Raw genomic sequence first — 25628 nt, forward strand, 5'->3', positions numbered from 1 at the left:
TGCTTGTTTTGGTTAGCTTAACGTTTAGTTAACAAATAACAAGAGCTGTAGCAACAGCCCCATCAGGACGTCTGAATTACCGTGACATTTATGTACAGATACGCCTTTGCGTTGGGCGTTCTTTTGTCGTTATTACTGTTTAGCCAATCAACGGCTGCTGCTTCGCCTCCTGCGTCTTTGGCGCAGGCTCAGCACTGGGCGATTAGCGAGGGCATGACCAGTCACACAGTCACCGACCTGCTGCAGGATAATCATGGTTTTTTATGGATTGCCACACGCAATGGCCTGCAACGGTTTGACGGCGTCTTATTCGAACATTACAAGGCGGGTCGGCAACCGTTCCATCTGCCCAGCAACCATATAATTGACCTTTGGTTTAATGACCATCAGCTTTGGGTGGCAACGGCTAAAGGCGTCGCTTACTTTGACTACCAGCAGAATCGCTTTTATCGACATCCTGACTTTACCCCTAAAGACGGCATCCTGCCGCCACAGGTTTCGCGTATTGTCGCCAGCCCTAGTAATGACTTACTGTTGTTGGCCGAACAACGCCTGTGGCGCGCAACTAAACAAGATGCTACGCCGCTGACACTGTCGTATAACGGCGATCCGCTGAGCGCTATTGTCAATATTCACATGGGCGAGCGCTGGATTTGGCTAGCCGAGGCTGATGGCAGCATCTATGTCTGGGACGGCCAAAGTTTTGATGTCTTTAAAATCACTCAGCAAAACCCGATTACCGAAAAGCTACCCGCGGTTGGTTTCAACCACATATTGCAGCGCGGTGATGAAATTTGGCTCGCTCATGATCACGGTCTGCTTTTACTCGACAGCGACTATCGACTACAGCAGACACTGGATAACCAAACCGACTTAAATAGTAGCACGGCAATTAACAGAGTCGCCTATGTAGACAGCGGTCATTTACTGCTCGGTACCGCTAGCGGTATCAAAATTCTCGAAACCAGTAGCAGTAAACCGGCCTATTTAAGTGATCAACACGAACTATCGCTGCCTCCCTTACTGCTGGTTAATGCATTTACGGTAGATCACCTCAAACGGTTATGGGTCGGTGCTGAAAATGGCGGTTTGTATCAATTCTCTATGCGGCGCTCAGCACTAAATTTTGATATCTTAATGGATGTCGGTTTAACCAATGAATTAGCGGGCCTGGCGCTACCCGAAACGTTAAAACACTATACTACCGTGCTTAAAGACTACGATGGTTTTTTCTGGCTGACTAGCGAAGTCGGACTGGTAAAGTACGACCCTCAACTACAACGAATGGTAGAAGTTTATCCACTACCCGCATCGCCTCAACATAACGTCGTGCAAATCGAATTATTTGCCGAGCAGTTATTTTTAGTTGATCAAAAGCAAGGCCTGTTAATTTTTGATATCGGTGAAAAGCGCTGGCGATCTCCGCCAAGCAACCGCAGCTTCTTTGCTCAGGAAAACCTGAGGCTAGCACTTAATGATGACTTAATTTGGGTTGCCGACGAGCACAACGCCGTGGCTATTGACGAATTCTTTAATCTCGTCAAGCAACTGCCGTTAGAGCAAAGCGCAAACTTAACTGATTTACGGCCATTGTTTGTAAGCAGCGAGCAACGTCAACAAACACTCCACGTCGACTTTGTCGGTCCGTTAGCCCCTGACCCTAAACAAGTTCAGTATCGCTACCGACTATTCGACATCATGGACGAATGGCAATATACCACTCGTCCGTTGCAGCCTATTACTTTTGAGCGACTACCTGCTGATACTTACGAATTACACATCCAGGCGTCAACAAACGGCGCTAAGTGGGGACCCAAGTATCAACAGCAATTTGTAATTGAAGGCCCGTGGTGGCAGTCGACCTGGGCGATCGCCGGCTATATTCTGCTATCTATCGCTCTGGCATTTTTAGGCGTCGCCTGGCTCCGGCGGCTGCATCAACATCAGCGTCAGCAACAACAGCTTAATCAGTCGCTCTCCCAGGCTGTTCAATGTTCCGGCGATCAATTCTGGGACTGGCAGATTCAGGATCACGAACTGACCCGCTATAACATTTGGTCAGATTGCCCTGACTTCCCGGTGGACGGCATCCGCAACGGTTTTATTAGCAACACCAATATCCATCCCAATGACCTCGAGCGCGTGCAACAATGTATCAACCCCTTAGTAAACGGAGCGGAAACGCACTTTGAGACCAGTTATCGTATTAAAAATAATGATAAATGGCTTTGGGTTATGGATCGCGGACAGGTTTCTGAGACCACTGAGACCGGTATACCAATCCGTATTCAGGGCGCACTGACTGATATTAGTGGCATGATTAACAGTGAAGAACGTTTAAATATGTTAGCGCTGTCACTCACCAATATATCCGATGGTATCTGTATCTTTGATCGCTTTTTCCGTAAGCGTGAGGTCAACAAAGCCTACGAGAGCATAACCGGCTATCAACGCGAGCAAGCACTCGACCAGCCGTTTGTTCTTGCTGCTTACGACCAGGAATTCACCGATCAAATAAAACGCAGTGTTTTTAAAGAAGGCAGCTGGCGTGGCGAATTATCAGATATTCGCGCTGACGGCAGTGAATTTTTAATGGAACTGACACTGGATACCGTTAATAACGAAAACGGCGAAATCGAGTTAATTGTAGCCAGCTTTTCTGACATCACCGAGCGTCGTGACACCGAAAACGAGCTGCGCCGGTTATCCAATACTGACAGTTTAACCGGTTTACCTAACCGCTCTTATTTCCAGGTCAGCCACTCCAATTTGGTTCGCAAAAAGATCCCCCATGCCCTACTGGTATTTGATCTCGATGACTTTAAAAAGATCAATGACTCTATTGGGCATGAGGTCGGTGATGAGCTGTTGTGTCGGGTGGCGGAGCGACTTACCGACATTGGCCGGCGCCAGGATACATTATACCGACTCGGCGGCGATGAATTTGGCTTGTTAGTTGAGGACAGTACGGATATCAACACCATCAGCCTGCTGGCCTCGCAAATAAACAACGAGATAGCGCAGCCATACGAAATTCAGCAGCACGAAGTGGTTATCGGCAGCTCTATCGGTATTGTGTTCTACCCGCATGACGCCAGTACCTCTCAGGAGCTTCTGCAAAAGGCTGACACTGCCATGTACCATGCCAAACAACGTGGTGGTAGTTGCTACCAGTTTTTCAGTCAGTCAATGAACGAAAACGCGATTCGCCGGCTACATATAGAGCATGAATTGCGCAGCGCCATTCGTGACAACCGGGTCGAAGTGTTTTATCAACCCAAGATAGAAGTGGTGAGTCAGCACATAGCCGGTATTGAAGCACTGGCACGTATTCGCCGCGAGGACGGAACTATCATGAGTCCTGCTGACTTTATTCCGCTGGCAGAAGAAACCGGCTTAATTGTGCCGTTAAGTGAGCAAGTACTGCGCCGTGCCTGCCGGGATATGAAAGAATTTTTAAAACTTCCGGGTTCACCGCGTCATGTCGCCATCAATTTATCTGCACGCCAGTTTTTAACCTCAAGCCTGGCATTTCAGGTTGAGTCTATTCTAGCTGATGAACAGATGCATCCGCGTCATATCGAGTTTGAAATTACCGAGGGTATGGTCATGAGCGACCCTGAGCGCGCCATCACCATGCTTGAAAATCTCGCCGACATGGGCGTTCAGTTAGCGCTGGACGACTTTGGAACCGGCTATTCATCGCTCGCTTATTTAAAACGTTTTCCGTTACACACGCTTAAAATTGATAAGGCATTCGTTGACGACATTAGCACCGATGACAAAGACCGAAACATGGTCGCGTCTATCGTAGCGATGGCGCATAACCTTGGTTTGAAAGTCGTTGCGGAAGGGGTTGAGAGTAAAACACAGCTCGAAATTCTTAAGACGCTGCGGTGTGAGTTTATTCAGGGATTTTACTTTTCTGAGCCGATGCAAGCGGATGATTTCATCCGCTACATCGAACAACACCAAACGGCAACGACGCTTTAATAAAAGCGGCGTTGCTGTTCAGCCATTTCGACCAACAATGGCGCGGGCTTATAGCGGTCGCCCCGTTGCTCAGCCAGCTTCTCTAACTTAGCCACTAGTGCACCAATGCCCATTTCGTCCATGTATCGGAATGGGCCGCCCCTGAATGGCGGAAAACCAATGCCAAACACCGAACCAATATCACCATCGCGTGGACTGCGGATAATGCCTTCCTGTAAGCAATAAGCTGCCTCGTTAAGCATCGGCAACACACACAGCTCGGCAATTTCTTCGCGTTCCAGCTTCTGTTGCGGCTCAATATTCAGCAAACTATACACCGACTTATCGACCGGCTTACCTTTAACGCCTTTACCGTATTGATAAAAGCCTTTCTGGTTTTTCTTACCTTTACGGTCGTCGTCAATTAACTTATCAAACGCTGCCGGCGGCTCGAACCGTTCGCCTAACTCTTTACGTAAGATCGCGGCTACTTTAGCACCAACATCGATACCAACCTCGTCAAGCAGCGTCACCGGGCCAACCGGGAAGCCAAATTTAAGCAGCGCTTTATCGACATGCTCAATCGGCTCACCCGCTAACACCAACCGCGCCGCTTCGTTCATATATGGCGCTAAAATTCGGTTGACGAAAAAGCCAGCGCCATCTTTTACCACAATCGGCGTCTTACCCTGCTTTTTGGCTAAGGCAACGGTTGTCGCTATGGTCTCGTTTGACGTGCCTTCGTGAGTGATAATTTCCGCCAGCGGCATTTTGTCGACCGGCGAGAAGTAATGCAGACCAATCACGTTCTCTGGTCGTTGCGCCTTGGCAGCAATCTGCGTAATCGGCAACGAACTGGTGTTGGTGGCAAAAATGGTCTCTGGTTTTGCGTTTTGCTCAATATCAGCAACCATTTTCTGCTTAAGATCAAGATCTTCGAATACCGCTTCAATAACAACATCAACACGCTCAAAGCCAGAGTAGTCCAGTGTTCCGCTAAGCGACAACATGGTGTGTTCCATCTCGGCGCGACGCATATGACGGCGTTTAACCTTTTTGTTTAAACGTTCATAGCTGTAATGCAGCGCATGGGTGATGCCCTCATGCGAGATATCTTTGATGCGTGCCGGCAAGCCGGCTTTTGCAGCAGTTACATAGGCAATACCACCGCCCATTAAGCCGCCGCCGAGTACACCGACACGATGAATATCTGCGGGCTTAACACCGTCAGCGCCGGTTTCTTTTTTCATTTCGGTAGTGGCAAAAAAGATCTGACGCAACTGGAAGGATTCACGCGTCATAGCCAGCTCACCAAAGCTGCGGGCCTCTTTATCCAGACCGGCTTCGCGGCCTTTTTCTACGCCTGCACGCACCGAATCGATAATTTTATCGATGGCCGGATAATTACCCTGGGCTTTTTTCTGTGCCTGTTCAGACGCTTTTTTGTAAATAATATTGCGGCCGTAGGAGGTAGCTTCCAATACTTTACTAATACCCTTCAGCTGCGCTTTTTTCGCTTTCGGTTTTGCTTTTAACGCATGCTTAATCGCCGCGTCCAGCAAAATCGACTCAGGCACGACCTCGTCAACCAAACCGGCTTTTTGCGCCTGTTTCGCACGCAATTGCTTGCCGGTTAACATCATCGTAATACCCTGCTGCACACCAACTAACTGTGGCAAACGCTGAGTACCACCAGAGCCCGGTAGCAGCCCCAGCTGTACCTCGGGCAAACCCAGTTGGGTTTTACTGTTGTCAGTAGCCACACGCACGTGACAAGCCATTGCTAACTCGAGTCCACCGCCCAGGCAGGCACCGTTAATCGCGGCTACCACCGGAACCTTCAGCTGTTCAATACGATCAAACATGGCCTGCCCTTTGCGCGCCAAACTCTCGGCATCGGCAGCCGTGTCACAATCATTGATCATGTTAATATCCGCGCCGGCAATAAACGAGCCCGGTTTACCGCTGATAAACACCACACCCTTAACATCACTGTTGCTTTCCAGCTGGTTCATCAACCGGCCTACTTCATCAGCAAAGGTGTCTTTTAGGGTGTTCATGGACTCACCCGGTACATCAATGGTGATGACCGCAACGCCGTTATCTCTAATTTCTAATGAGAATGCATTCTGTTCGCTCATTATTCACTCTCCAAAATCATTGCAGCACCCAGGCCACCGGCAGCACAAGCCGTTGTCAGTGCGGTACCACCGCCTCGACGGCGTAGTTCGTGTAGCATCTGTGTAATCATTCGCGCACCCGTTGCGGCAAACGGATGGCCATAAGCAATCGAGCCGCCCAAGACGTTAAATTTAGCCGGATCAATTTCGCCAATGGCTTCGCTACGATTCAGGTTCTGTTGTGCAAACGTCTTGCTGGCAAACATTTTCATGTTAGTCAGGGTTTGCGCAGCAAAGGCTTCGTGCATATCGATCAAATCCAGATCCGCCAACTTCATGCCGGCACGGTCAAGCGCAATCGGCGTAGCGTAGGAGGGTCCCATCAGCATGTCTTGTTCGACACCAATCGCACTAAAGGCATAACTACGGATGTAACCTAACGGCTCATAGCCCAATTCTTTGGCGCGGCTTTCGGTCATCAACATAACCGCTGATGCGCCGTCAGTCAGCGGCGTACTATTAGCCGCAGTTACCGTGCCATGCTTGCGATCAAAAACCGGCTTTAATTTCGCCAGTTTGTCGATTTGGCTATCGCCGCGCACGTTGTTATCGCGGCTAATATGCTTTTTATAGGGCTCAGGATAAGCGGTCATCACTTCAGCATCTAACCAGCCGGCTTCCCATGCCTGATGCGCCTTTTGATGCGAATCTACGGTCAGCTGGTCCTGCGCTTCGCGCGAAATATGATGGGATTTAGCCATTTGCTCAGCCGTTTGCCCCATACTCAGGCCGGTGCTGTATTCGGCTACCGCAGGCGGCACCGGCAACAAGTCTTTTAACCCTAAGCGGCGTAAAATACTCAGTCGTTGCCCCAGGCTTTTGGCTTTATTCAGATCCACTAACGCCCGTCCCAGCTTTTTGCTGACGCCAATGGGCAGCACCGAGGAAGAATCGGCACCACCGGCAATACCCACGGTAATGTTACCGGCCAGCATGGTTTCTAATACGTTAACCGTGGTTTGAAAGCTGGTCGCACAGGCGCGGCTCACGCTGTAGGCATCAACATCAACCGGCAACTGGGTTCCCAAAACGATTTCGCGGGCAATATTTGGCGCTTCCGGCATTTGTACAACCTGCCCAAATACCAACTGCTCTACTAATGCCGCGTCAATGCCTGTGCGGTTAATTAATTCCTGCACCACCATTTTGCCCAAATCGACCGCCGGCACGCCGTGGTAATCGGTCGCCTGCCGTGCAAACGGGGTTCGCAACCCTGCGACGATCGCGATTCTATCCCCATTTGGGGTACGCAACGCTTGTGTTGCTGCCATAGCTTTTCTCCAATATGATTAAGGCCAAGCCAATACTGGTCTGACCACAATAGATTTTGTTACAAATTCTAGCGGTTTATCCTGCAGATTAAAACCATCGTTTTGTTTAAAGTGTTACTATCTATGACTTTAAAAATTTAATGACTACCCCAAAAATAGCACAAGTAGAGGGTACAAACAGTAAGCAGGAGTCCCATGGCCGCCTCACAATTTAACGCATTACATGAGTTTCTCGACCGTCAGGTATTGGGTCAGCCCGAGTTTACCTGTAATTTGCTGCTCGCCGTGCTGGCGGATGGCCACTTATTGGTCGAGGGCCCGCCTGGTTTGGCAAAGACTCGCGCGGTACAAGCGCTGGCTAAAGGTATCGAAGGCGACTTCCACCGCGTACAGTTTACGCCGGACTTATTACCCGCCGATTTAACCGGTACCGATATCTATCGCCCCGAAAATGGGACCTTTGAATTTCAGCAGGGGCCGTTATTCCATAATTTGATCCTGGCGGATGAAATTAACCGGGCGCCGGCAAAAGTGCAGTCAGCATTACTCGAGGCTATGGCCGAGCGGCAAATCACCGTTGGCCAACGCAGTTACCCGTTACCTGACTTATTCATGGTATTGGCGACACAAAACCCGCTGGAGCAAGAGGGAACCTATCCCTTACCAGAAGCACAGTTAGACCGCTTTTTAATGCACCTGAAGCTCGACTATCCTGACGCGGAAACCGAGCAAAAAATTCTCCGGTTAACGCGTGGCGAGGTGATTGAAGGTGAAGAAGCGATGCCAACGCCGTTAACCCAGGCACAACTGTTCACTGCCCGTCAGCAGGTGATGCAAATTTACCTGGATGACGCCGTAGAAAACTACCTGGTGCAACTGGTAATAGCGACGCGTCAGCCGGCCAATTACGATAGCGAATTGGCACGTTGGATAGCCTATGGGGCAAGCCCACGGGCCACCATTGCGCTGGAACGTTGTGCTCGCGCCAGTGCCTGGCTGGATGGCCGTGACTTTGTTACGCCGGACGATATCAATAGTGTCGTGCACAACTGTTTGCGGCATCGTATTATTATTAGTTACCAGGCCGAAGCCGATGGCGTAACACCGGACCAAGTGATCGATAAGATCGTGACATTGGTGCCGGCACCCTAACTATGTTGTCGCTTGATCAGTCTCGGTTTTGGCTGGATAAACTCCACAGTGATGGTTTGCAGCCGGGTATACAGGAACTTATGTATTACCGTACAAAGCTGCCGGCTTTCGCCAAGCATCGTCGCCACCTGCCGGCGGTAAGCCAAAGTGGCCCGTTGCTGAGTAAAACTCGCGGCCGGGGTATGGAGTTTGACGAAGTCCGTCACTATCAGGCTGGTGATGATATTCGCTCGATCGACTGGCGGGTAACGGCACGCACGGGCAAACCACACACCAAGCTTTATCGGGAAGAAAAAGAACGCCCCGTATTTTTAGTTGCCGACCTGGCGCTTACCCAATTATTTGGCAGTCAGCTGCTGTTTAAATCCGTGCAGAGCTGTCATTTACTCGCTGCTCTGGCATGGCAGGCACAACAGCGTGGTGACCGGGTTGGCGGTATCATCAGCAATGGCTGGATGCACCGCGAACACAAACCGGCAGCCCGCCAGGCGGGTGTTTTGCACTTATTACACAGTGCTGTCGACATTCATAAAGACAGTTACCGCCGTTGGCAACAGCAACAGCGTCCGCATGAAGCACCGTTAGCGGACTCCTTGCGGCGCTTACAGCAGCTGGTCAAGCCCGGCAGTTTAATCAATATCATTAGCGATTTTCGCTACATTGATGAGGAACTACTTGAGCTGTTAGCGCGTCTTAACCGACGTAATTCGGTGCGTTGTTTCTGCCTGTATGATCCGATGGAGTGTGAATTGCCGGCGGGCTATTCCAGTCAGCCATTAGCGGTATTTGACGGCCTTCAGCAAGCACAAATCAATTTGGCCGACTCACGCCAGCGGCAACGTTATCACGATAACGCTAAACAACGTCAGCAACATCAACAACAGCAATTCGAACAGTATGGTTTAGCGCTGACCTATGTCAGTAGTGCCGAGGCACTTGAGCAACAATGGCAATCTCTGCGTTAACAGTTACAGGATATAGGTAGTCGATTCATGCAACAGGCATCTTTACAACAACTCAACGATATCGTCGAGCCCGGCGCGGCCAGTTGGTGGCCGCCGGCCTGGCCTGTTGTTGCCATTGGCATGGTTATACTGGTCGTTGTCGCTGTTGTATTGTGGTGGTTGTGGCGTCAACATCGGGCACGAAAGCCACAACGCATCGCGTTAGCTAAATTACAACAGCTACAACGTCCGTCAGCCAGTGATATTACGTTGTTATGCAAGCGGGTAGCTCTGGTCTACTTCCCCCGCCAAACTATCGCCAAACTTAATGGTAAAGATTGGCTGACTTTTATTGATGCGCCGGCGGAGTTAGTCACACAACACGATCAATTGCTTTACCAGCCAGCCAATCATGAACTTATCAACGCCTACAAGAACGTGGCGATGCAATGGATTAAGCAGGTTCGCAGCCAGGCGCGCTCGCAGACAAAAAAACAACACCGAGGTGAACATGTTTGAGTTTGCCTGGCCATGGTTATTTATTTTGTTACCCCTGCCCTGGTTGATCCGCTATTTATTACCGGCGGGTTCACCGGCATTATCGGCTATTCGCATACCCTCGCTGAACGGCCTGGCTAATGCGCAACACAGTATGCGCACTAAACCATGGATGTGGATATTGCTGTCGTTATGTTGGCTGTTAGTGCTGGCAGCCGCCGCCAGGCCGCAATGGCTGGGAGAGCCTTTACCGGTGCGCTCCGAAGGCCGTGAGATCATGCTGGCTGTCGATTTATCCGGCAGCATGGAAATTGCCGATATGCAGTTAGACGGCGATAACGTCGACCGGCTGACTATGGTTAAATCGGTGTTGGGCGACTTTATCAGCCGCCGCGAGGGGGACCGACTAGGACTTATCTTTTTTGCCGATACGGCGTTTTTGCAAACCCCCATGACCTACGACCGTGAGACAGTTCGGCAAATGTTGCAGGAATCGGTACTGGGATTGGTGGGCGAGCGCACCGCTATCGGTGATGCTATCGCTTTATCGGTAAAGCGCTTTCGAAGTAAAGAAGAGACCAACCGGGTGCTGGTTTTATTAACTGACGGCCAGAACACCGCCGGTAATCTAACCCCGGATCAAGCATTAGAATTAGCCGACGCTTTTGACGTGCGTATTTATCCCATAGCCGTGGGTGCCGAAGAAGTCGTGGTCGACAGCTTTTTTGGCCAACGTCGGGTTAACCCAAGTCGCGATCTGGATGTGCCGCTAATGCAGCGGATTGCCGAAACCACCGGCGGCCGCTATTTTCGCGCCCGCAGCACCGAAGAACTTGAGCAAATTTATCAGCTGCTTGATGAGTTAGAGCCAATTGCCGGCTCACCACAGCAGTTGCGACCGCGGCAGGCATTATTTTTCTGGCCTCTGGCCGCAGCATTACTGGTTATGATTGTTATTGCGTTGTTGCATCACCGTCCATGGAGGCTTCGCCGTGGCTGACTTTCATTTTTTACGCCCCTGGTGGTTATTGGCACTGTTGCCACTGGCCGCTTTCTATTGGCGGTTATTGGTGATACAAAAAACACAATCGGGTTGGCATCAATGGCTGCCTAATCATTTGGCACAGGTGTTAGTTGCTTCAGGAGGCAAACAAACACCCTGGTCGGCCCACCGTCTGGGCCTATTTTGGCTGATTAGCTCGGTCGCGCTGGCTGGGCCAACCTGGGAACGTTTACCACAACCCGTTTACCAGCTGGAGACCGGACAAGTCGTCATTATGGACATGTCGCCCTCTGTACTTGCCTCCGATATTCAACCCAGCCGCTTAACCCAGCTGCGTTTCAAAGCCATGGATTTGGTCAAGTCCGGACTGGATGGCGATACCGGTCTCATTGCTTATGCCGACGACGCGTATATTATCAGCCCGCTGACTGCGGATAATAACAACCTACTAAACTTAATTCCGTCATTGTCGCCGGAGATTATGCCGCGCTCAGGTAGCGAGCCGTTACGTGCGCTTAAGTTAGCCGACGAATTGCTACGCAATGCCGGCTATGCCGAAGGTGACATCTACTGGCTAACTGACGGCATAGCAACCAGTGAACTCAATGCCTTGACTCAATACCTGCGTCAACAGTCACACCGGGTCTCGATACTTGGCGTTGGCACCGAGCAAGGCGCGCCAATCCGCGACAGCGACGGCAACCTGCTTAAAGACCGCTTTGGACAAACGGTAATCGCCAAATTAGTACCGTCACGTTTAAGCGATTTAGCACGTTTAACGGGCGGGATTTATGAAACCGTGCGTGCCGACAATAGCGATATTGCCCAATTTGTTCAGCAACCGCCGTTGACTCGGGAAGGCAAGGACGGAGACCAACAGCAACAAGGTGACCAGTGGCGCGACAACGGCCCTTTTTTGGCATTGCTACTGATACCCATTATGCTGTTTAGCTGGCGTCGCGGCGGCAGTTTAGGCACATGGTTGGCGCTGGCTCTGTTACCGTTGCTGTCCATGACGTCAACTCAGGTTATAGCGCAAGAGCAAAAAAGTGCGCCGTCCTGGTGGCTTAATCAATCGCAGCAGGCGCAGCAACTGTTAATGCAAGAGGATTATCAGGCAGCGGCTGAACTTAGTCGAGACCCACTACGCCGCGGCGTAGCGCAATACCGCGCTGGTGATTATAGCGCCGCCGCGGACAGTTTTGCCCAACTCGACAGCGCCGAGGGTTGGTATAACCGCGGTAATGCGCTGGCACAACAGCAACAGTTTGAAGCCGCTAAAGAAGCCTATCAAACCGCTTTGGATAAAAAACCAAACTGGACCGAAGCCGAACAAAATTCAGCATTAATGGACGAGCTTTTACAGGAGCAACAGCAGCAACAACAGGGCGAAAACGACCAGCAGGATGGCGAGCAGGAGCAAGACGACAGCCGCCAGCAACAGGGCCAGAATCAGGATAACCAAAACCAAAATAACGATGCCGGCAATAATCAGGGTCAACAAGGCGAATCGCAGCAAAGCCAACAACAAGATCAGTCAGACGACGGCAAGCAAGAAGGCGAAGCCGAACAAAAACCGCAGCAACAACAGCCACAAAATCGCGAGCAACAGGCGCAACAAGACGGTCAACAAGATCCTAGCCCGCAACAGCAACAACGTAATAGCCAGACTCAATTTGCTGACGATATTGACCCTGAACGCGCGCAGCAACTGGAGCAATGGATGAACCGTATTCCGGACGACCCGAGTATTCTGCTGCGCAATAAAATGTTACTGGAAAGCCAACGACGGAATCAACGGCGGGCATCACAACCCGAGGGAGTAAAACAAAAATGGTAAGGTCGATAAAGCAACTAACCGGCTTTATACTGCTTAGTGTCAGTACCCTGTTTGGTACTTTATGTGCTACACCGGCCTACGCTCAGGTCACTACTATCGAAGCCTCGGTCGACAAAAATCCGGTTATCGTCGATGAATCTTTTGTGCTGACGGTAACCTTTAATGATGATGTCGACAGTTCAGCCTTTCAGCCACAGCAATTACTCAGTGATTTTATCGTCGGTCGTACCTCAGTCAGCCGACAAACATCTATCGTCAATGGTGACCTGAGTAAATTAACGCGCTTTACCACCGTGCTAATTGCCAGACAACAAGGTGACTACACCATTCCGGCGATTATGATGGATGGCGCACAATCGCAACCAATCACTGTGGAGGTGCTACCTGCAGGGAGTGACACCAGTTCCCGCTCGGATAAAATCGCCTTTATCGAAAGCACCCTAGACAGTCAGTCGGTATTCCTGCAACAACCATTTACCTATATTGTGCGGCTTTATCTGGCGGCAGATTTAAATAAAGGTAACTTGATGCCGCCGAAAATGGAGCATGCTGACATTCGTCAGATAGGTTCTGACGAAGAGTCCACGAAAATGCTCAATGGACGGCGTTATAAGGTTTATCAACGAACCTACCAGATAACCCCCAACAAGTCGGGGGAGTTTGACATTGAGGGCGCACGGTTCGATGGTGAGGTCTATGCCGAAGGACAGCGCTCTATTTTCTCATCCTTCTCCAATACACAGCCGGTAAGTACTATCGGTAAAACGGTTTCGGTACAGGTCAAGCCGGTACCGGCAAACTGGCAGGGCCATTGGTTGCCTAGTGAATTAGTCACTATTTCGCAATCACTGACGCCGGAAAAATCCAGCATCGATGTAGGTGAACCCATTACGCTGAGTTACCAATTAACTGCTGTTGGTGTGAAGCCCGAGCAATTGCCGGCAATTCAACCGCAATTCCCCGATTCTGTAAGGGTTTATCCAGACAACGAAAAAACAGACCAATTTGTCCGCAACGGCGTAACCATTGCCCAAAAAACCATGAGTTATGCAGTGGTTCCCAATGAACCGGGCAGTCTGCAATTACCTGCACTTGAGATCCCATGGTTTAATACCAAGCGGGGTCAACGTGATATTGCCCGTACCGACGCTGTCAACCTGACGGTTAATGGGGTTGTTAACAAGCTGAGTGATACAGACTCGCAGGCAGAGCCAGAGCCGAAAACTGAGACTCCTGCTAAAGATGATCAGGCCGGCTCAGCGCAGAATCAAAAAGACACGCTCACAGAGTCCGCTGGTCAGCGTGTTATTAGCGTACTGGCGGCATTATTGGTTATATCACTGCTGGGCAACCTGGCGTGGTTCTGGCGCCGCAAAAAGCGTCAACCAACGGAGGTGCCAAACCGCCGTAGTACAGAGAAACCGCTAACCGACAATCAGCAATGGCGTAACTTCCAGAAAGCCTGTGCCGACAACCACGCCCGTAAAGCAGATGAATTCCTGCGCAAGTGGGCACAGCAGCGCTTTAATAAACGCCTGGTCGCACTGGGTGATTTGGCACGCTGGATCGCACAGGGTAATCAAGTTGACGACGAGCTAAAACAACAACTGAACCAACTGCAGCAATCATTATTCAGTGCCAGCAAGCCCAAATGGACAGGCGGCAAGACCTTGTATCAAAGCTTGCGAAGAGCGTTGGAAAAAGAACCTAAACATCGACGCGACGAGCTGCCCTCGTTGTATTAATAGCTCCGTGGTTTCGAAAGGAACCCCCAGGCGGCGGGTGGTTCTGCCCCGCCGGTGCGCAACCCCCAGGCGGCGGATGGTTCTGCCCCGCCGGTGCGCAAACCCGCAGGCGGCGGGTGGTTCTGCCCCGCCGGTGCGCACACCTCAGGCGGCGGGTGGTTCTGCACCGCCGGTGCGCTCCCTTCGGTCGCTAAACCGGCGGTTACACACGATCTGCCATGATTAAACAGCCGAGCGAGCCTCATCGCATTGAATGCTATTTTGCGTAAATCCCTAAAAAGAATTCAACCGTTAAACGATAAAAATGAAATGGCTCTGTCGTTGCAACGAAGCCATGGAAGATCGTAAGTACCCGCCGGTTTAGCGACCGCAGGGAGCGTAACGGCGGGGCTGAGCCACCCGTCGCCTGAGGATGAACGCACGGGCGGGGCTGAGCCACCCATCGCCTAAGGATGACCGCACGGACGGGCCTGAGCCCCCCATCACCTGCGGATGAACGCACTGACGGGGCGCTGTGCCCCAAAAAAAACCCCGGCGAAAGCCGGGGCGTTTGTAGCTATTGAGGCTGTTTTCGCCTAATTATCTATACGGATAATATCAGCGTCCTGCTTCAGCGTATCAATGAACGCCTGTAGCATGATTTGTGCCTGGCGGTTGCTCAGCTGTTCACGTACTTGCTGAGATTGCTCACCCAACTCTGCATTACCTTCAGTAACATTGGTCAGTGCAATAACTGCCGCATCACCATTTGGCAACTCGACTGCCTGCATCGCAGGCTCTTCACCGGCTTTAGGTGCCATCCGGAAAACGTTCTGCAGCACACCACGAGGGTGTTCTTGCGAACTCATACCGATGCTGTCAAACCAAACCACTTGATCGTCTAACTCGCTACTACCCTCAGACCACTGCTGTTGCCACTGTTGTGCTTGTTCCAGTGCCATCTGCTGCGCCTTTTCGGTACGTAACTGACGTTCAATTTGCGCCCGCACATCTGCCAACGGACGAATCTGCTGCGGCTGGTGGTCAACTACACGAACGACTAACGAACGATCGTCCGAGGTCTCGATGATATCGCTATTTAAGCGCTCATCGATCAATTGCTCAGAAAAGATATTATTCAGAATAACATCATCACTCAGTGGCGTTGGAGCGCGCTCTCGGGCAAACAAGTCGGTGGTACGCACGGTCTCGCCAATAGCTTCCGCTGCCGGCTCCAGTGTGTCAGGTTGCTCAAAACTGATTTCAGCTAAGTCCTGTTGTAACTGGAAGTAACGGTCTTCTAACTGTTGCTCAACCAGTTGCTGACGAACCTCGCCCCTTACCTCTTCAAACGGAGTCACTGAGCCCGGTCGCAAATCCGTTAACTTGATAATGTGATAACCAAAACTGGTCTCGACGATACCCGTGATATCTCCGACTTCTTCCAATGCAAACGCCGCCGCATCGAAATCTTCGTCCATCATGCCACGTTCAATCCACTCCAGGTCACCACCAACTTCTGCTGAGAAGGTGTCATCAGAGTACTCCATCGCAACATCGCCAAAGTCACCGCCCTGCTCCAGTGCTGCCAGCGCCTGTTCTGCTTTTTGCTCAGCATTATCGGTTGAGTGTTCAACCAGGATGTGTGAAATACGGCGCTCTTCTTCGGTACGATACTGGTCAATGCGGTTATCGTAAAATTCGCGCACTTCTGACTCGGCAATATCGATATCAGCCATCAAATCAGCTTTAGATAGTTCGACATAAGCCACCTGGATGCGCTCCGGCGCCTGAAAAGCCTGACTGTTATCTTCGTAATATTGAGTGATTTCCTGTTCACTCAACTCAACCTGATCGACATAGTCGGCATTACGGGCAACTAAATAACCGCCTGAACGCGTTTGTTGCTGTAAACGCAGTAGCGCCAACACTTCAGAATCGAGTGCAAATTCGCTACCCGCCAGCGCCTGTAAAAGCTGACTACGTAATAGATCGCTTTGCATTAGAGTGGCAAAGCTTTCCGGTGTGTAGCCGGCATTACGCAATGCCATCAGGTACACGTCATTGTCGAATTGACCGGCGGTACGAAACGCCGGGATATCGCGAATTTCTTGTTTTACCTGGGCAGAAGAAATGCGCATGCCGTTATTTTGAGCGTACTGAACTAATAGTTGCTGCTCAATTAACTGATTCATGACATTGGCGCGCACAGTCTGCATATAGCCAGGATCAGAACTGATGGCATCGAACATGTCGCCAAATTGTTGCTGCAATCGGCTACGCTCATTCTCGTATGCCCGGTCATATTCCGTTTGTGTTATTTCAGCGCCGTTTACTTCGGCCACCGTGGTATCAGCACCGCCGGTTACATAGCTACCCACCCCTGCTAACGCAAAGGTTAAAATAATCAGCACCAGAACGGCTTTCGCAGCAAAACTCTGCGATCCTTCTCGTATCCGCTCTAACATAATCAGAACTTCCTTCGTGGTTTAATTATCGACGGCACATTATAGCGAAAACGCACTAAAACTCACCCTTTCGACAAAAAAATAACCCGGAGCTTCTAAACTCCGGGTTATTATTTACTCAAAATCTTTTATAAAAAAAGCGCGTTAGCGCCTCAATTAATTTACTGCGTCTTTCAGTGCTTTACCGGCTTTGAAAGAAGGTACTTTTGCAGCAGCGATTTGAATAGTTTCACCCGTTTGTGGGTTACGACCCGTGCGCGCAGAACGCTCACGTACGCTGAATGTACCAAAACCAACCAATGCTACTTGGTCGCCTTTTTTCAGAGCTTCGGTTACTGCATCAGTCATCGAGTCCAGAGCACGACCAGCAGCAGCTTTAGAGATATCTGCACCTGCCGCGATTTTGTCAATTAGCTGAGACTTATTCACAGTATCATCCCCTTCGATTGTTATTATCAAATTTCCGTGGTTCCATTCGGATTTTTTAAATGGGCCGAAGTTGTTATATCAAGCTTAGTTTGAATGTTCAACACCATTGTTACCGAACTTTTCCTGTCCAGCTGCCCGGCTACCACTTGTGCCATAGCAAGCTTTCACACTTAGGCTACCACAGTCGTTACGTTTGAAAACCCTTTTTTCCACATTTTTAACGAAAAAATGCGGCCTGTAGGCGTATTTCTATGCCATAGACCGCATTCTGCCGTTTTCGATACAAAACGCTATACGACTTTTGTACTATTAAGCCATCGGATTTTTTTCCAGCGCTACTGCCAGCACCTCGTCAATCCACTGCACAGGCTGAATTTTAAGATCTTGCTTAACGTTATCAGCAATCTCTTTTAAGTCACGCTCATTGTCTTTGGGAATCAACACGTGCTTGATACCACCGCGATGGGCTGCCAGCAGCTTCTCTTTCAGGCCGCCGATAGCTAACACCTCGCCACGCAGCGTAATCTCGCCGGTCATCGCAACTTCTGAACGAACCGGGATTTTGGTCAATGACGAAACTAATGCAGTGACCATTGCAATACCGGCGCTGGGCCCATCTTTGGGTGTTGCGCCCTCAGGCACGTGCACGTGAATATCACGTTTCTCGTGGAAGTCATCGGCAATACCCAGCTTATCCGCACGGCTACGAACCACCGTCAATGCGGTTTGAATCGACTCTTGCATAACATCGCCCAGTGAACCGGTCGAGGTGATTTTACCCTTACCGGCAACATTGGTCGCCTCAATGGTCAGCAGGTCGCCGCCTACCTCGGTCCATGCTAAACCAGTAACCTGGCCGATTTGGTTTTCTTCCTCGGCTTTACCGTAGTCAAACCGTTGCACACCCAGGAAGTCACTGAGGTTGTCATCTGAGATCTCGACATGTTTAATCGACTTATCCAATAAGATGGTTTTAACCGCTTTACGGCACAGACGCGATAATTCACGCTCTAAATTACGCACACCGGCTTCGCGGGTGTAATAACGAATAATGCCAATAATGGCAGAGTCATTAACCGTAATTTCTTTAGCTTTCAGACCATTACGTTCGATTTGCTTCGGTAGCAAGTGGCGTTTAGCGATATTCAGTTTTTCGTCTTCGGTATAACCTGATAAACGAATCACTTCCATCCGGTCCAGCAATGGCGCCGGAATATTCATACTATTCGAGGTTGCCACAAACATCACGTCAGACAAATCGTAATCAACTTCCAGGTAATGATCGTTAAAGTTGATATTTTGTTCCGGATCCAGCACTTCGAGCAACGCCGATGCCGGATCGCCACGCATATCAGCAGACATCTTATCGATTTCGTCCAGCAGGAATAGCGGGTTGCGTACCCCGACTTTCGACATCTTCTGAATCAGTTTACCCGGCATTGAACCAATATACGTACGGCGGTGACCACGTATTTCGGCTTCGTCACGTACGCCGCCTAACGCCATGCGAACGTACTTACGTCCGGTTGCTTTGGCAATTGATTGACCCAGCGACGTTTTACCCACGCCCGGCGGGCCAACTAAGCACAGAATAGCGCCTTTAACCTTGCTGGTACGTTGCTGCACCGCAAGATACTCAATAATGCGCTCTTTAACTTTTTCCAGCCCATAATGGTCGGCATCAAGAATTTGTTCTGCATTGGCCAGATCTTTCTTAATACGCGATTTTTTCTTCCACGGAATGGATACCATCCAATCGATGTAACCACGCACAACGGTCGCTTCTGCAGACATCGGCGACATCATCTTAAGTTTAGACAGCTCCGCTTCGACTTTTTTGCGGGCTTCCGCCGGCATCTGCGCATCATCAATCTTTTTCTGTAGTTGCTCGAACTCATCGACGCCATCTTCGCCCTCACCAAGTTCTTTCTGAATAGCCTTCATCTGCTCGTTCAGATAGTACTCGCGCTGGCTTTTTTCCATCTGCTTTTTAACCCGGCTGCGAATGCGCTTTTCGACCTGCAGAATATCGATTTCGCCTTCCATTAGCGCCATCAGGTATTCGATACGCTCGCGCACATCGGTAATTTCCAGCACGTGCTGTTTATCCGCCAGTTTTAACGGCATATGCGCTGCCATAGTGTCAGCCAGGCGGTCACAGTCATCGATGCCCGACAACGAGGTCAGTACTTCAGGCGGAATCTTCTTATTCAGCTTTACGTAGCCTTCAAATTGATTCATCGCCGAGCGCAACATCACTTCCTGTTCTTTTTCCGGCAATTCTTCCGAGGCCAGGTAATGGATGCTGGCTTTAAAGTAATCGTCGTCATCCTGCAACTCATCCAGTTGCGCACGCTGTTGTCCCTCGACCAGCACTTTAACTGTACCGTCGGGCAGTTTCAGCAATTGCAGCAAGGTGGCTACCGTTCCCACGCGATAAATATCGTCTTCTGTCGGTTCGTCGACAGACGCATCTTTCTGTGCTGCCAAAAACACTTTTTTGTCCGCATCCATTGCCGCTTCCAGGCAACGGATAGATTTTTCGCGGCCAACAAAGAGTGGAATAACCATATGCGGGTACACCACTACGTCTCGTAACGGCAGAACAGGCATTGATAATTGTTCTGTACGTTCTTCGCTCATTAATTTCTCCCGACCTTAGTTATAACTGTTATATGCGGTCTGCTCGGCAAAGTTCAATGTCTGACAGAAAAAAAGGGCCAAACGGCCCTTTTTTGCACACTTTTTGGGCTAAAAGTCGCCTTTTATTCACCAGAAGCTTGTTTTTCCTTGTTTTGATTTGCATAAATCAAAATAGGATCCGACTCACCGGCAATCACCGATTCATCGACAACAACTTTGGCAACGCCCTCGATAGACGGTAAATCGTACATGGTGCCAAGTAACACGTCTTCAACGATAGAACGCAGGCCGCGCGCGCCGGTACGACGAGACATCGCTTTTTTCGCTATCGCATGCAGGGCATCGTCACGGAACTCAAGCTCTACGTCTTCCATTTCGAATAATGCAGAGTATTGCTTAGTTAAGGCATTTTTCGGCTCTTTCAAAATCTGCACTAAGGCATCTTCATCCAGCTCATCCAGTGTCGCCACAACCGGCAGACGTCCGATAAACTCAGGAATTAAGCCATACTTGACCAGATCTTCCGGCTCCACCTGTGCAATAACTTTACCTTCTTCAGCACGGTCTTTACTTTTAACTTCGGCACCAAAGCCAATGCCGGTACCGGTTGCCAGGCGTTGCTCAATAACTTTACTAAGCCCCGCAAATGCACCACCACAAATAAACAGAATTTTCGAGGTATCAACCTGCAAAAACTCCTGTTGAGGATGCTTGCGACCACCCTGCGGTGGCACTGACGCTACCGTACCTTCAATCAGTTTTAACAGCGCCTGCTGTACGCCCTCACCGCTGACGTCACGGGTAATGGACGGGTTATCTGACTTGCGCGAAATCTTGTCGATTTCGTCGATATAAACAATACCGCGCTCGGCTTTTTCAACGTCGTAGTCACATTTTTGCAGCAGCTTCTGAATAATGTTTTCGACGTCTTCACCAACATAACCGGCTTCAGTCAGAGTCGTCGCGTCGGCCATAGTAAATGGCACATCCAGGTAGCGCGCCATAGTCTCTGCCAGAAACGTCTTACCCGAGCCTGTTGGACCAATCAGCAAAATATTACTTTTGCCAAGTTCAATCTGATCTTTACCCTTACCACTATTGCGCAGTCGTTTGTAGTGGTTGTATACCGCTACCGACAGCACGCGCTTAGCGCGATCCTGACCAATAACATAATCATCCAGGTTGCCACGGATCTCTTTCGGAACCGGCAGTTTCTCTTCGGCCGCCGCCGGTGCTATATCCTGAATTTCTTCTTTTAAGATGTCATTACACAGATCCACGCACTCATCACAAATAAATACAGATGGACCTGCAATCAGCTTTTTAACCTCGTGCTGACTTTTACCGCAAAAGGTGCAGTACAACGGCTTTTCGCCTTCACCTTCGGTTTTATCAGTCATGCTGTTCTCCTACTGCTCTTCGCCACGCTGATTCAGAATACCGTCGACTAACCCGTAGTTAACCGCTTCTTCTGCTGCCATAAAGTAATCGCGGTCAGTGTCCTGTGCGACTTTGTCATAATCCTGACCGGTGTTCTCTGCTAGCATACGGTTTAAACGCTCTTTAAGATCCAAAATCTGTTTAGCGTGAATCTCGAAATCAGACGCTTGCCCCTGGAAACCACCCAGCGGCTGGTGGATCATTACCCGCGAATTAGGCAAACAATAACGCTTACCCTGAGCACCACCGGCTAACAAGAATGCACCCATACTGGCTGCTTGCCCCATACAAACGGTACTCACGTCCGGTTTAATAAAGCGCATGGTGTCGTAAATGGCCATGCCGGCAGTTACCACGCCACCCGGCGAGTTAATGTACAGATAAATGTCTTTATCCGGGTTATCCGACTCTAAAAATAATAACTGAGCAACGATAAGATTAGCCATGTGGTCTTCCACCTGGCCACAACAAAAAATCACGCGCTCTTTAAGCAAACGTGAATATATATCATATGAACGCTCGCCCTTAGCAGTTTGTTCTACCACCATTGGGACAAGCTGTGCCATCGGATCCTGAATATCACTCGACATTAATTTAATGCTCCTGAAATAAAAATGGCTCGTATGAGGTCATACGAGCCATTAAACCAAGCACAGACGGCGTCCGTCAAGGACGACGTCAGCTAATTACTGCTTCGGGTTCATGATGTCGTCGAAGCTGGCTTTCTTTTCAGTGACCTTAGCCTGCTCCAGTACGTAATCAATGGCTTGTTCTTCCAGAGCCAGATTGCGCACTTGCTGCATCATATCGTTGTTTGACTTGTAGTAAGCCACAACTTCTTCCGGATCTTCATAAGCTGAAGCTGCGTTAGCAATGATGGTGTCGACTTTTTCATCATCAGGCTTCATCTCGTTTTGACGAATAACTTCACCTAATAATAAACCGACTTTAACGCGCTCTTTGGCTTGTTCTTCGAACAACTCTGCCGGTAAATCAGGCATTTGTTCAGCATTACCACCAAAACGTTGAGCTGCTTGCTTACGCAACGCGTCAATTTCCTGATCGATCATTGCTTTTGGCAATTCGACTTCATTCTGTTCAACAATTCCTTTCAGGACTTGATCTTTGATCTTGCCTTTCAGAGCATTGTTTAACTCGCGTTCCATGTTCTTACGCACTTCGTCTTTAAGTGCGTCAACACCGCCTTCTTTAACGCCGAACAAAGCAACAAACTCATCGTTCAGCTCAGGCAATTCACGCTCTTCAACTTTGCTCGCGGTAACCACGAACTGCGCTTCTTTACCTTTAAGGTTTTCAGCGTGATAGTCTTCCGGGAAGGTGACTTCGATAGTCTTCTCTTCGCCCGCTTTAATGCCTTTGATTTGGTCTTCAAAACCAGGGATCATGCGGCCTTCGCCAAGCTCCAGCTGGAAGTCTTCGGCTTTTCCGCCTTCGAACTCTTCGCCGTCAATTGAGCCGACAAAGTTCATGGTAACGCGGTCGCCTTTTTTCGATTTACGCTTAACTTCTTTCCAGCCCGCATGTTGCTTACGCAGGGTTTCCAGCATGTTATCAACGTCTTCTTCTGTCACTTCGACAGCAGGCTTTTCGATGGCAACTTTATCTAAGTTCTTAACTTCAACTTCTGGGTAAACTTCAAAAGTTGCAGTAAATTCAAGATCTTTGCCGGGTTCATTCACTTTAGGTTCAATCGCCGGAGCGCCAGCAGGGTTAATTTTTTCCTGCATTACCGCTTCATAGAACTTGCTTTGCATAACGCCAGAAGCGGCGCGCGAGCGTGCTTCACGGCCAAATAGCTTCTGCAGCACGTGCGGCGGGATTTTACCTTTACGGAACCCGTTAACGCGACGGTGACGATATTCTTCTTTCAGTAAACGTTTGACTTCGTTGTCAATAGTGTCCGCCGGGACCGAAATTGTCACGCGACGTTCTAAACCTTGAGTTGTCTCTACAGAAACCTGCATTGCTTCATTACCTCGGTTTCAATCAATGAATGTTGTTTGCCCATAAAGCCTTTATTTATCATTTAGGTGCCGGGCGCAACAACGGCGTTGACCTTTAAAAATGACGCAGCATTATAGCGGGCTAACCGGTCGGAGTCGAGAGGGTATTAGGAAAAAACGTAGAGAACGTGCGCAGATGCGCACGTGGGTGTTCAGATTACTCTTCTAACTGCAGAATTAAGTTATTGATTTCGCCTAATCGGTCAGGCTTGTCAGCACCCATATTTTCCTGGTCTGCCACTTCCGTTTCGTATTCGTCGTAACGCCACTGCTGTAGAATTTTCAGCTTTTGCTCTTTACTGAAATCGCTGCGGTTAACGACGTCCTCGGGCTGTCCAAAGGCGCCTGCGGGATTGCGCATACAGGTTTCAAAATCTGCCATGACTAAACCTCCGTTTTGCTCACGCGTAGTATTGTCGCTGATCCTGTTATAAAGGATAGTCCTACTGCGAAATTACGCAACCAATAGAAGATTTGATCAGAATTGTAATAAATGGTCGGCGAGACTGGATTCGAACCAGCGACCCCTTGGACCCAAACCAAGTGCGCTACCAAACTGCGCTACTCGCCGATGACCTTATTATACGCTGGAGATAAAAGAAGTGGGGTGGATGATGGGACTTGAACCCACGACAACCGGAATCACAATCCGGGGCTCTACCAACTGAGCTACACCCACCACTGAGTGATTTCTTCTTGGCGCGTTCTGGCGCACCCGGCAGGATTCGAACCTGCGACCGACGGCTTAGAAGGCCGTTGCTCTATCCAGCTGAGCTACGGGCGCAATCGAACATTCCTGCTACCGCCTGCTTTAACGAATGGTCGGCGAGACTGGATTCGAACCAGCGACCCCTTGGACCCAAACCAAGTGCGCTACCAAACTGCGCTACTCGCCGAACTTACGATAAAGCTGTGACGGCCTTGGTGGCCGACAACGGGGGCGAATATTACCTGTTGAGGTCACTATCGTCAAACACTTTTTGCGAATGTATCGCTAACTGCCTACTTTTGCAACAAGCTGTCTATTTTTACCACAATAGTCACTGCGGTTGCTATCATAATAAACCGTTTTGGGTACGCCGTGTTACAGTGACAAGCTCGGCTAAAACTCGTAAACTATAGCGCCATAAGTAACGTACAGAAACACATTCACGCACAGCGATTGGGGAATCACAACAACATGCCCGCACAAATCATCGATGGTAAAGCCATTGCCGCAACTGTCAGAGAACAAGTTAAGTCACAAATAACAGAACGGGTTAACAGTGGCCTGCGGGCGCCGGGACTAGCTGTAGTGTTGGTCGGCAGCGACCCGGCTTCGGAAGTTTACGTCGGCAACAAACGCCGCGCCTGCCAGCAAGTTGGGATAAAGTCATTTGACTTTAATAAGCCGGAGACTACGTCACAGGCTGAATTAGAAGCGTTAATCGACCAGCTTAACGAAGATGATGCGGTCGACGGTATCTTGTTGCAATTACCGCTGCCGGCCGGCCTTGATCCAACGCCCATTCTGGAACGCATCCGCCCGGATAAAGACGTCGATGGCTTTCATCCGTATAACATCGGCCGCCTGGCGCAACGCATACCGGCCTTGCGCCCCTGCACGCCCAAAGGTGTGATCACCTTATTGGAAAGCACCAAAGTCGACTTACACGGCCTTAATGCGGTGGTTGTTGGCGCTTCTAATATCGTCGGCCGCCCGATGAGTCTGGAGTTACTGCTGGCCGGTGCTACCACCACAGTCTGCCACCGTTTTACCAACGATCTTGAGAAGCATGTGCGCCGCGCTGATATTGTCGTGGTTGCTGTGGGTAAAACTGAATTTGTTCCGGGGGAATGGATCAAGCCGAGTGCAATTGTCATCGATGTGGGCATGAATCGTCTGCCGGATGGCCGCCTGACCGGCGATGTTGAATATGCAGCCGCTGCCGAACGCGCTGGCTGGATAACACCGGTACCCGGTGGCGTTGGCCCTATGACCGTCGCGTCGTTAATCGAAAACACCCTGCAAGCCTGCGTCGAATACCACGATTAATCGAG

Annotated in this window: 17 protein-coding genes and 4 tRNA genes; 8 read left to right on the forward strand and 13 right to left on the reverse strand. The window is 50.0% G+C overall.

Annotation, left to right across the window (positions count from 1 at the left end):
- Positions 1–90: 90 nt before the first annotated feature.
- Positions 91–3993 carry an EAL domain-containing protein gene (locus tag KZ771_RS06715; RefSeq protein WP_290654729.1) on the forward strand — a complete coding sequence of 1301 codons (3903 nt, stop codon included), beginning with the start codon at positions 91–93 and terminating at the stop codon, positions 3991–3993.
- Here the strand turns inward: KZ771_RS06715 and fadJ are convergent.
- Together fadJ and fadI are read right to left on the reverse strand one after the other, a co-directional pair.
- Positions 3990–6113, reverse strand: a complete 2124-nt coding sequence (gene fadJ / locus KZ771_RS06720) for a fatty acid oxidation complex subunit alpha FadJ (RefSeq protein WP_133539090.1) — start codon at positions 6111–6113, stop codon at positions 3990–3992. The genes KZ771_RS06715 and fadJ overlap by 4 nt on opposite strands.
- Entirely contained in the window at positions 6113–7423 is a 1311-nt protein-coding gene (gene fadI / locus KZ771_RS06725) for an acetyl-CoA C-acyltransferase FadI (protein WP_290654730.1), read from the reverse strand. The genes fadJ and fadI overlap by 1 nt, the downstream gene beginning before the upstream one ends.
- 195 nt (positions 7424–7618) lie before the next feature.
- On the opposite strand from fadI, the gene KZ771_RS06730 reads away from it, so the two are divergent.
- Genes KZ771_RS06730 through KZ771_RS06755 form a run of 6 tightly spaced genes read left to right on the forward strand, consistent with a single transcriptional unit; the run spans position 7619 to position 14605 of the window.
- Positions 7619–8575, forward strand: coding sequence for a MoxR family ATPase (locus KZ771_RS06730; RefSeq protein WP_290654731.1), 957 nt, complete (start codon positions 7619–7621; stop codon positions 8573–8575).
- Between the two features lie 2 nt (positions 8576–8577).
- A complete protein-coding gene (locus KZ771_RS06735; protein WP_290654732.1) occupies positions 8578–9540 on the forward strand; it encodes a DUF58 domain-containing protein in 963 nt (320 codons plus the stop codon).
- Between the two features lie 27 nt (positions 9541–9567).
- Positions 9568–10038, forward strand: coding sequence for a DUF4381 domain-containing protein (locus tag KZ771_RS06740; protein ID WP_290654733.1), 471 nt, complete (start codon positions 9568–9570; stop codon positions 10036–10038).
- Positions 10031–11017, forward strand: a complete 987-nt coding sequence (locus KZ771_RS06745; protein ID WP_290654734.1) for a VWA domain-containing protein — start codon at positions 10031–10033, stop codon at positions 11015–11017. Before KZ771_RS06740 ends, KZ771_RS06745 begins: the two co-directional genes overlap by 8 nt.
- The gene (locus tag KZ771_RS06750) at positions 11010–12860 is read left to right on the forward strand and encodes a VWA domain-containing protein (RefSeq protein ID WP_290654735.1); all 1851 of its coding nucleotides are present in this window, start codon (positions 11010–11012) and stop codon (positions 12858–12860) included. Before KZ771_RS06745 ends, KZ771_RS06750 begins: the two co-directional genes overlap by 8 nt.
- Entirely contained in the window at positions 12854–14605 is a 1752-nt protein-coding gene (locus tag KZ771_RS06755) for a BatD family protein (protein ID WP_290654736.1), read from the forward strand. The genes KZ771_RS06750 and KZ771_RS06755 overlap by 7 nt, the downstream gene beginning before the upstream one ends.
- A 575-nt stretch (positions 14606–15180) precedes the next feature.
- On the opposite strand, the gene KZ771_RS06760 is transcribed toward KZ771_RS06755, so the two are convergent.
- The 11 genes from KZ771_RS06760 to KZ771_RS06810 all read right to left on the reverse strand — a co-directional run bounded on the left by KZ771_RS06760 (position 15181) and on the right by KZ771_RS06810 (position 24484).
- Entirely contained in the window at positions 15181–17052 is a 1872-nt protein-coding gene (locus KZ771_RS06760; protein WP_290654737.1) for a SurA N-terminal domain-containing protein, read from the reverse strand.
- A gap of 156 nt (positions 17053–17208) precedes the next feature.
- Complete coding sequence (hupB, locus tag KZ771_RS06765; protein ID WP_279513219.1) at positions 17209–17505, reverse strand: nucleoid-associated protein HU-beta; 297 nt, start codon at positions 17503–17505, stop codon at positions 17209–17211.
- A gap of 285 nt (positions 17506–17790) precedes the next feature.
- Entirely contained in the window at positions 17791–20124 is a 2334-nt protein-coding gene (lon, locus tag KZ771_RS06770; RefSeq protein ID WP_133539080.1) for an endopeptidase La, read from the reverse strand.
- Between the two features lie 122 nt (positions 20125–20246).
- Positions 20247–21524 carry an ATP-dependent protease ATP-binding subunit ClpX gene (clpX, locus tag KZ771_RS06775; protein WP_133539079.1) on the reverse strand — a complete coding sequence of 426 codons (1278 nt, stop codon included), beginning with the start codon at positions 21522–21524 and terminating at the stop codon, positions 20247–20249.
- Between the two features lie 9 nt (positions 21525–21533).
- Positions 21534–22154, reverse strand: coding sequence for an ATP-dependent Clp endopeptidase proteolytic subunit ClpP (gene clpP / locus KZ771_RS06780; RefSeq protein WP_133539078.1), 621 nt, complete (start codon positions 22152–22154; stop codon positions 21534–21536).
- 96 nt (positions 22155–22250) lie between these two features.
- Positions 22251–23549 (reverse strand): trigger factor, encoded by a 1299-nt coding sequence (tig, locus tag KZ771_RS06785; RefSeq protein WP_133539077.1) that lies wholly within the window; start codon positions 23547–23549, stop codon positions 22251–22253.
- A gap of 196 nt (positions 23550–23745) precedes the next feature.
- The gene (locus tag KZ771_RS06790) at positions 23746–23970 is read right to left on the reverse strand and encodes a hypothetical protein (protein ID WP_290573251.1); all 225 of its coding nucleotides are present in this window, start codon (positions 23968–23970) and stop codon (positions 23746–23748) included.
- Positions 23971–24082: 112 nt separating this feature from the next.
- A tRNA-Pro gene (locus KZ771_RS06795) sits at positions 24083–24159 on the reverse strand.
- A 32-nt stretch (positions 24160–24191) separates the two neighbouring features.
- Positions 24192–24267: transfer RNA gene (locus KZ771_RS06800), tRNA-His, on the reverse strand.
- Between the two features lie 28 nt (positions 24268–24295).
- Positions 24296–24372, reverse strand: a tRNA-Arg gene (locus KZ771_RS06805).
- Between the two features lie 35 nt (positions 24373–24407).
- Positions 24408–24484, reverse strand: a tRNA-Pro gene (locus KZ771_RS06810).
- 284 nt (positions 24485–24768) lie between these two features.
- Here KZ771_RS06810 and folD point away from each other — a divergent pair.
- Entirely contained in the window at positions 24769–25623 is an 855-nt protein-coding gene (gene folD, locus KZ771_RS06815) for a bifunctional methylenetetrahydrofolate dehydrogenase/methenyltetrahydrofolate cyclohydrolase FolD (protein ID WP_290654738.1), read from the forward strand.
- Positions 25624–25628 lie beyond the last annotated feature (5 nt).

Source organism: Idiomarina sp. (assembly GCF_019431395.1).
Taxonomy (GTDB): domain Bacteria; phylum Pseudomonadota; class Gammaproteobacteria; order Enterobacterales; family Alteromonadaceae; genus Idiomarina.

Coding starts and splice junctions, on each gene's coding strand:
- KZ771_RS06730 (WP_290654731.1), top strand. CDS start 7,619: ATGGCCGCCTCACAATTTAACGCATTACATGAGTTTCTCGACCGTCAG.
- KZ771_RS06755 (WP_290654736.1), top strand. CDS start 12,854: ATGGTAAGGTCGATAAAGCAACTAACCGGCTTTATACTGCTTAGTGTC.
- KZ771_RS06790 (WP_290573251.1), bottom strand. CDS start 23,970: ATGGCAGATTTTGAAACCTGTATGCGCAATCCCGCAGGCGCCTTTGGA.
- clpP (WP_133539078.1), bottom strand. CDS start 22,154: ATGTCGAGTGATATTCAGGATCCGATGGCACAGCTTGTCCCAATGGTG.
- KZ771_RS06760 (WP_290654737.1), bottom strand. CDS start 17,052: ATGTTAGAGCGGATACGAGAAGGATCGCAGAGTTTTGCTGCGAAAGCC.
- KZ771_RS06715 (WP_290654729.1), top strand. CDS start 91: ATGTACAGATACGCCTTTGCGTTGGGCGTTCTTTTGTCGTTATTACTG.
- tig (WP_133539077.1), bottom strand. CDS start 23,549: ATGCAGGTTTCTGTAGAGACAACTCAAGGTTTAGAACGTCGCGTGACA.
- lon (WP_133539080.1), bottom strand. CDS start 20,124: ATGAGCGAAGAACGTACAGAACAATTATCAATGCCTGTTCTGCCGTTA.
- folD (WP_290654738.1), top strand. CDS start 24,769: ATGCCCGCACAAATCATCGATGGTAAAGCCATTGCCGCAACTGTCAGA.
- KZ771_RS06735 (WP_290654732.1), top strand. CDS start 8,578: ATGTTGTCGCTTGATCAGTCTCGGTTTTGGCTGGATAAACTCCACAGT.
- KZ771_RS06740 (WP_290654733.1), top strand. CDS start 9,568: ATGCAACAGGCATCTTTACAACAACTCAACGATATCGTCGAGCCCGGC.
- clpX (WP_133539079.1), bottom strand. CDS start 21,524: ATGACTGATAAAACCGAAGGTGAAGGCGAAAAGCCGTTGTACTGCACC.
- fadJ (WP_133539090.1), bottom strand. CDS start 6,113: ATGAGCGAACAGAATGCATTCTCATTAGAAATTAGAGATAACGGCGTT.
- fadI (WP_290654730.1), bottom strand. CDS start 7,423: ATGGCAGCAACACAAGCGTTGCGTACCCCAAATGGGGATAGAATCGCG.
- KZ771_RS06745 (WP_290654734.1), top strand. CDS start 10,031: ATGTTTGAGTTTGCCTGGCCATGGTTATTTATTTTGTTACCCCTGCCC.